This window comes from Mesorhizobium sp. M7A.F.Ca.AU.002.02.1.1 (assembly GCF_003998535.1).
GTDB lineage: Bacteria > Pseudomonadota > Alphaproteobacteria > Rhizobiales > Rhizobiaceae > Mesorhizobium > Mesorhizobium ciceri.
In genome coordinates, this window is the sequence record NZ_RZPB01000334.1 from 1 (window position 1) to 6,356 (window position 6,356).

The 6,356-nt window shown below is 60.6% G+C and carries 7 protein-coding genes, 1 other RNA gene and 1 pseudogene; 6 read left to right on the forward strand and 3 right to left on the reverse strand.

What is annotated here, in order from left to right:
* Together EN879_RS40060 and EN879_RS20025 are read left to right on the forward strand one after the other, a co-directional pair.
* Positions 1–147 (forward strand): annotated as a pseudogene (locus tag EN879_RS40060) (Bcr/CflA family drug resistance efflux transporter); the annotation flags it as partial.
* A gap of 297 nt (positions 148–444) precedes the next feature.
* Complete coding sequence (locus EN879_RS20025; protein WP_063168283.1) at positions 445–2,229, forward strand: acetolactate synthase 3 large subunit; 1,785 nt, start codon at positions 445–447, stop codon at positions 2,227–2,229.
* A 64-nt stretch (positions 2,230–2,293) separates the two neighbouring features.
* On the opposite strand, the gene EN879_RS20030 is transcribed toward EN879_RS20025, so the two are convergent.
* Both EN879_RS20030 and ssrA read right to left on the reverse strand, forming a co-directional pair.
* Positions 2,294–2,845 carry an AAA family ATPase gene (locus EN879_RS20030; RefSeq protein WP_199489657.1) on the reverse strand — a complete coding sequence of 184 codons (552 nt, stop codon included), beginning with the start codon at positions 2,843–2,845 and terminating at the stop codon, positions 2,294–2,296.
* A gap of 86 nt (positions 2,846–2,931) precedes the next feature.
* Positions 2,932–3,291: a transfer-messenger RNA gene (gene ssrA / locus EN879_RS20035) on the reverse strand.
* A 170-nt stretch (positions 3,292–3,461) separates the two neighbouring features.
* Here ssrA and EN879_RS20040 point away from each other — a divergent pair.
* Both EN879_RS20040 and EN879_RS20045 read left to right on the forward strand, forming a co-directional pair.
* Positions 3,462–3,773: a DUF2853 family protein gene (locus EN879_RS20040; protein WP_013531020.1), complete on the forward strand. Its 312-nt coding sequence runs from the start codon at positions 3,462–3,464 to the stop codon at positions 3,771–3,773.
* A 160-nt stretch (positions 3,774–3,933) separates the two neighbouring features.
* On the forward strand, positions 3,934–4,728 hold the full coding sequence (locus EN879_RS20045) for a thymidylate synthase (RefSeq protein ID WP_024501420.1): 795 nt from the start codon (positions 3,934–3,936) through the stop codon (positions 4,726–4,728).
* Positions 4,729–4,739: 11 nt separating this feature from the next.
* On the opposite strand, the gene EN879_RS20050 is transcribed toward EN879_RS20045, so the two are convergent.
* A complete protein-coding gene (locus EN879_RS20050) occupies positions 4,740–4,949 on the reverse strand; it encodes a molybdopterin-binding protein (RefSeq protein WP_024501417.1) in 210 nt (69 codons plus the stop codon).
* A gap of 161 nt (positions 4,950–5,110) precedes the next feature.
* Here EN879_RS20050 and modA point away from each other — a divergent pair, with 161 nt between their 5' ends.
* Positions 5,111–5,905 (forward strand): molybdate ABC transporter substrate-binding protein, encoded by a 795-nt coding sequence (gene modA, locus EN879_RS20055; protein ID WP_063168281.1) that lies wholly within the window; start codon positions 5,111–5,113, stop codon positions 5,903–5,905.
* A gap of 15 nt (positions 5,906–5,920) precedes the next feature.
* A partial coding sequence (locus EN879_RS20060; RefSeq protein WP_127274200.1) for an ABC transporter permease subunit occupies positions 5,921–6,356 on the forward strand: 436 nt, incomplete at its 3' end.

Below are 6,356 nucleotides of genomic sequence, written 5' to 3' on the forward strand. Positions count from 1 at the left end.
CTGGCCATGGGTGTTGCCGGCGTGTTCTTCGACGGTACGCCGCTGCCGATGGTGGCCGGCATCACGCTCTGCGCGGTGATTTCCTTCACGCTGGCCAAGGTCACGCTCGGCCGCTCTCGCGAGGCCGTCGAGGCGCCGGCCGAGTAGTAGACTTTCGATGAGAACGAAGGGGCCGGCTCATGCCGGCCTCTTTGCCATTGGGCGCGGACAGTTCCGTCCGAAAGGCGTTGACGACGCCCGGTTTCGGCTGTAGCAGCGATGGTCATGATGATCGCAACGGCTCTCGTGGTGGTAGGAAAGCGCATGGGCAGGATGGTGTAACCATCCGGCGATAGCCACCCATGCGCGGTAAACAGGCTCCTGACGGGGCCTTTTTTTATGCCCGAAATCCGGGCGATGCCCCGTCAATCATCCTCATCACGCAATACACCACGGATCAGAACCATGACGGGCGAGAACCCTATTCAAACCGCGAGCAAGCGCATGACAGGCGCGGAGATCGTTCTCCATGCACTCAGAGACAATGGCGTAGAGCATGTCTTCGGCTATCCTGGCGCCGCCTTGCTGCCGATCTACGACGAGATATTCCAACAGGATGACATCAAGCATATCCTCGTGCGCCATGAGCAAGGTGCGGGCCATGCCGCCGAAGGCTATGCACGGTCTACGGGCAAGGTCGGCGTCATGCTCGTCACATCCGGTCCAGGCACGACAAATGCGGTAACGCCACTGCAGGATGCGCTTATGGATTCGGTGCCGATCGTCTGCCTGACAGGACAGGTGCCGACAACGCTGATCGGCTCCGATGCCTTTCAGGAATGCGACACGGTCGGCATTACGCGGCCCTGCACCAAGCACAATTCGTTGGTCAAGGACGTCAACGAACTGGCGTCAACGATCCACAGGGCTTTTCACATCGCCAAGTCCGGACGACCGGGACCTGTCCTCGTCGACATGCCAAAGGACGTCCTGTTTGCCACCGGCGTGTACACGCCGCCCTCGGATGCTGCTGCACTGAAGAGCTGTCGGCCGACGGTGGAGAGCGACATCAACGAGATCGGCAAGGCGATAGAGTTGATGGCCAATGCCCGTCGTCCAGTCATTTATACCGGCGGTGGCATCGTCAATTCCGGCATGGAGGCATCGAGACTGCTGCGGGAGCTTGTCGAACTGACTGATTTCCCGATCACCTCGACCCTCATGGGGCTTGGCGCATATCCGGCATCCGGCAAGAACTGGCTGAAAATGGTCGGCCTGCACGGATCGTACGAAGCGAACATGGCCATGCATGAGTGCGACGTTATGCTCTGCATCGGCGCCCGCTTTGACGATCGCGTGACTTCGCGCGTGGAGGCTTTTTCACCGAGCTCAAGGAAGATCCATGTCGATATCGATCCGTCCTCGATCAACAAGACCGTCCGTGCCGACGTCGGCATTCAGGGCGATGCCGGCAAGGTGGTGGACAGCCTGGTTCGCTCATGGCGTGCGCTGCCGCAAAACCCTGACAGAAGACGCCTCGACGAATGGTGGAAACAGATCGCGCGCTGGCGCGGGCGCAACTCCTTCTCTTACGAAATGAGCAACGAGGTGATCATGCCGCAATACGCGGTCGAGCGTCTCTACGCGCTGACGAAGGATCGCGACACCTACATTACGACCGAAGTTGGCCAGCATCAGATGTGGGCGGCCCAGTTCTACGGTTTCGAAAAGCCGCGTCGCTGGATGACGTCGGGCGGCCTTGGTACGATGGGCTATGGCTTGCCGGCGGCATTGGGCGTGCAGATCGCGCACCCGGAAAGCCTTGTCATCGATATTGCCGGCGACGCATCTGTCCAGATGACGATGAAAGAGATGTCGGCGGCGGTTCAGTACAATGCGCCTATCAAGATATTCATCTTGAACAACTCTTACATGGGCATGGTTCGCCAGTGGCAGCAAATGCTTCACGGAAACCGCCTGGCGCATTCCTATTCCGAAACTTTGCCCGATTTCGTCAAACTGGCTGAAGCGTTCGGTGCGGTCGGCATACGTTGTGAGAAGCCGGCCGACCTCGATGATGCGATTCAGGAAATGATCGATGTAAACCGGCCGGTGCTCTTCGACTGCCGTGTTGCCGAACTCGCCAATTGCCTTCCGATGATCCGGACGGGCAGAGCCCATAATGAGATGCTCTTGCCCGGCGAGACCTTCGCCAGTGCAACCGATGAGATCGGCCAGGGACTGGTATAGACCCCAGAGCGGGATGCATTCGAATTGAATAGTGCATCCCGCTCGATTGCGTCCGACTTCAAGGCTACACCCCGGTTTGCGCCAGCACGAAGCGCAGCCGCGCCTCGACGGGGGCCAGCGGCAACGGAACCATCTCATAGCCCAGTTCCGTATAGACGCCGACCAGCGCATGGTGGGTACGCTCGGCCTCGTCGAGCGTATGCCTGCGCTCTTTGTCCTGCGCGAAGATCTCCGGCCAAAGCGGGGCGACGAAGACGCGCCGATGATAGCGGAAGCGCTCTGCGGCAGCGTGGGCGTGTTCGGGTATCGGCAGGCCGCTCAGGCTGAGATAGCCGAGCGTGTCCGGAACGCCTCGATCGAAAAAAACAGGACGCCCGGTCTGTTCTAGCGCAATTTGATACGAGCGCATCTCCCATGACAGCATCAACTCGGCAAACAGGGCGCGATCGTGCCAGGGCAAAGCGGGTCCGCCAATGGCGGACTGGTCGCGGATAATACCACGCCCGGCTTCGACCGAGGCGGCAAAGCCTGCCCGGCGCAGGGCTTCGATCAAGGTGGTCTTGCCGGAGCCGGGACCGCCGGTCAGCACAAAAAAGCGATCGGAATCGTTTTGCATGTTTTGTCCATGGAGAGGGAGCACGCGGCAGGGCGCGTTCGCGGCGGAACTGCCGTCGCGCATGCTGGATATCCGAGGAGGGGAGAAGTGGAGGTTTCTGTTGCCAGGTACCTCCGAACCCCGCCTAGAAGTGCGAACCTCTAGGGCTTGATTTGAAGCTATCGCACCGCTTACGCGGCGAGACGTGCTTCCGCATAGTTGTCATTTGCAACTACAGGTTTAGCCCGATGACGGTGGTACCATGCCGGGCAAAAGTACGATCTTTACACCTTCGTCGATCCTATTTCGCCCCCAGCAAAAACCGCTCTGTCGTCAACAGCGGCTTTTGGTGGAGGCGCCGGGTACCGCCCCCGGGTCCGAACGGCTTATTTCATCGCCCATTTATCGCCATAGTCGGTCAAGCCGACAAACCGAATATAGGGGGCGATCGCAGGAAATGAAAGGCCGCAATGGCACTTTGTCCCCGTGTCAAAACCGCAAGTCCGAAGGGTTGACTTGAGCGCGGTCTCAACCGAAGCTTTGCCCCGGTGAGGAGTTACCGACATAGCGCACAAGTTGCAGCAGCGCGCCACAGCCCTCATCGATCGGATCCGTGGCGCCGACGAGGGGAATTTTGATGGCCGACTATCTTGCAGACGTGAAGAAATACGATGCCTCGGCGAGTGCCGACGTGGTCGACAAAATCGTGAAGCATCTTGGCATTGCGCTTCGGAACCGCGATTCCTCGCTGGTGTCTTGCACCGATCCGAAGGAACTGGAGCGCGTCAAGGCTGGCTGGGTTGCCAAGAAGCTCGGCATATCGGACGACAGCAAGGCCGACGCTTCGATCGAGAAGGTCTGCAAGGCGATGGCCGCCGACAACACCAAGAACCGGGTTACCTTCTACTACCTGGTTGCCAAGGACCTGGGTAAACTCGGCTCCCTCTGACGGCCGCGCTTCAATTCGCCGGGCTGGCGCGGTCCATGCGCCAGCCGGTGATGTTGTTGGGGACTGACTGGCTTCGGGCATAGCTTGCGCGCTGCTTTGTGGTGTTCGATCGCCCGTCTGTCAGTTATGATGGCTGGACAACCGAATCGAGCCGGAACCGATGCGCCAGTATCTCGACCTCCTGCAGCACGTGCTGGACAACGGCGCCGACCGCGGCGACCGCACCGGCACCGGAACGCGCTCCGTCTTCGGCTACCAGATGCGTTTCGACCTGGCGCGCGGCTTTCCCGTCACCACAACCAAGAAGCTGCATCTCAAGTCGATCATCCATGAGCTTCTGTGGTTCCTGGCCGGCGACACCAACATCAAATATCTCACCGACCATGGCGTCTCGATCTGGGACGAATGGGCCGACGAGAATGGCGATCTCGGCCCGGTCTACGGCAAGCAGTGGCGTTCCTGGCCGGACGGCCATGGCGGCTCGATCGACCAGATCGCGAATCTTCTCAAGGAGATACGCAGAAATCCTCAATCGCGGCGGCTGATTGTTTCGGCATGGAACCCAGCCGAGGTGGAAGCGATGGCGCTGCCGCCCTGCCACTGCCTGTTCCAGTTCTATGTTTCGGAAGGGCGGCTTTCCTGCCAACTCTACCAGCGTTCCGCCGATATCTTCCTTGGCGTGCCGTTCAACATCGCGTCCTATGCCCTGCTGACCTTGATGGTGGCGCAGGTGACAGGGCTGAAACCCGGCGATTTCGTCCACACACTTGGCGATGCGCACCTCTACTCGAACCATTTCGAGCAAGCACGCGAACAGCTGCGGCGCACGCCGAGGACGCTGCCGACGATGTGGATCAATCCGGAGGTGAAGGACCTCTTCGCCTTCCGTTTCGAGGATTTCCGGCTGGAAAACTACGTCGCCGACGCGTCGATCAAGGCGCCGATCGCGGTCTAAGGCCGCAAATTTCAGTCGATGCCGACCATCACGTCCGAGGCTTTGACCACGGCATAGGCCTGCTTGCCCTTTTCGAGCTTGAGATCGGCGACGGCCTCGTTGGTGATCGAGGCGGTGACGATGGCGCCGCCGCCAATGTCGATCCTGACATGCGAGGTGGTGGCTCCCTTGACGATCTCGGCGATCGTTCCCTTGAGGACGTTGCGGGCGCTGATCTTCACCGGAGTTTCCTTTCCAAGGTTTCTTTTCCCGGTCTTACCAAAACAATTGGTGTCGTACAGACGCTTTCATGAGGCGCCGGGCCTTCCCTTGTTATATTCATACGGATATATCGGTCAGCAGGCTTCGAGCCGGCCGGATTTCAAACCAGGGAGAGTTTTCCATGACGCGCACAGGTTTTGGATCTAGGGCGATCGCCATTGGCGGTTTGGCTGCGGCGCTGATGGCAGTCGTGCCGGCAGCGCATGCGGAAGACAAGGTGGTGGTGTTTGCCGCAGCCAGCCTCAAGGACGCGCTCGACGCGGTGAACAAGGCCTGCGAGGTCGATGTCGGCGAGGCGGCGACTGTCTCCTATGCCGCGAGCTCGGCGCTGGCCAAGCAGATCGAGGGCGGGGCGCCTGCCGACGTCTTCATCTCGGCCGATCTCGACTGGATGAAATATCTCTCCGACAAGAAGCTGACCAAGCCGGACACCGAAGTGAAGCTGCTCGGCAATCAGATCGTGCTGGTGGCGCCGAAGGACTCGGCGGTCGACACCAGGATCGAGAAGGGTTTCGACCTCGCCAAGCTGATCGGCGACGGCAAGCTCGCCATGGGAGATTTCAAGGCGGTGCCGGCCGGCAAATACGGCAAGGCCGCGCTTGAATCGCTCGGCGTCTGGTCCTCGGTCGAGGGCAAGGTGGCGCAGGCCGAAAACGTGCGCGCGGCGCTGAAACTGGTTTCGACGGGCGAAGCCGCCCTTGGCATTGTCTATGCCACCGACGCGCATGCCGAAAAGGGGGTCAAGGTGATCGGCACCTTCCCGGAGGATTCGCATCCGCCGATCATCTATCCGGTTGCCCAGACCGCCGATTCGAAGGACAAGGATACGCCGGCTTTCCTGAAATGCCTGCAGTCGGCCAAGGCGGCCGCGCTGTTCAAGGATCAGGGATTTACCGTGCTCGCGCCGAGCAACTGAGTTCCAAGGGGCACTATGAACTGGCTGCTGGACCTCACTCCCGACGAATGGAATGCGGTCCGGCTGTCCATCAAGGTGGCAACGGTGGCGATGCTCGCCAGCCTGCCGCCGGGCATCTTGATCGCGCTTCTGCTTGCCCGGGGACAGTTCTGGGGCAAGACGGTTCTCAACGGGCTGGTGCATCTGCCGCTGATCCTGCCGCCGGTGGTGACCGGCTATCTGCTGCTGCTCACCTTCGGCCGGCGCGGTCCGGCCGGTGCCTTCCTGGCCGAGCATTTCGGCATCGTCTTCTCCTTCCGCTGGACAGGTGCGGCGCTGGCTTGCGGCGTCATGGGCTTTCCCCTGATGGTGCGGGCGATCCGGCTGTCGATCGAGGCGGTGGACCGTAGGATGGAAGCGGCGGCGGGAACGCTCGGCGCCAATCCGCTCTGGGTGTTTGCCACCATCACGC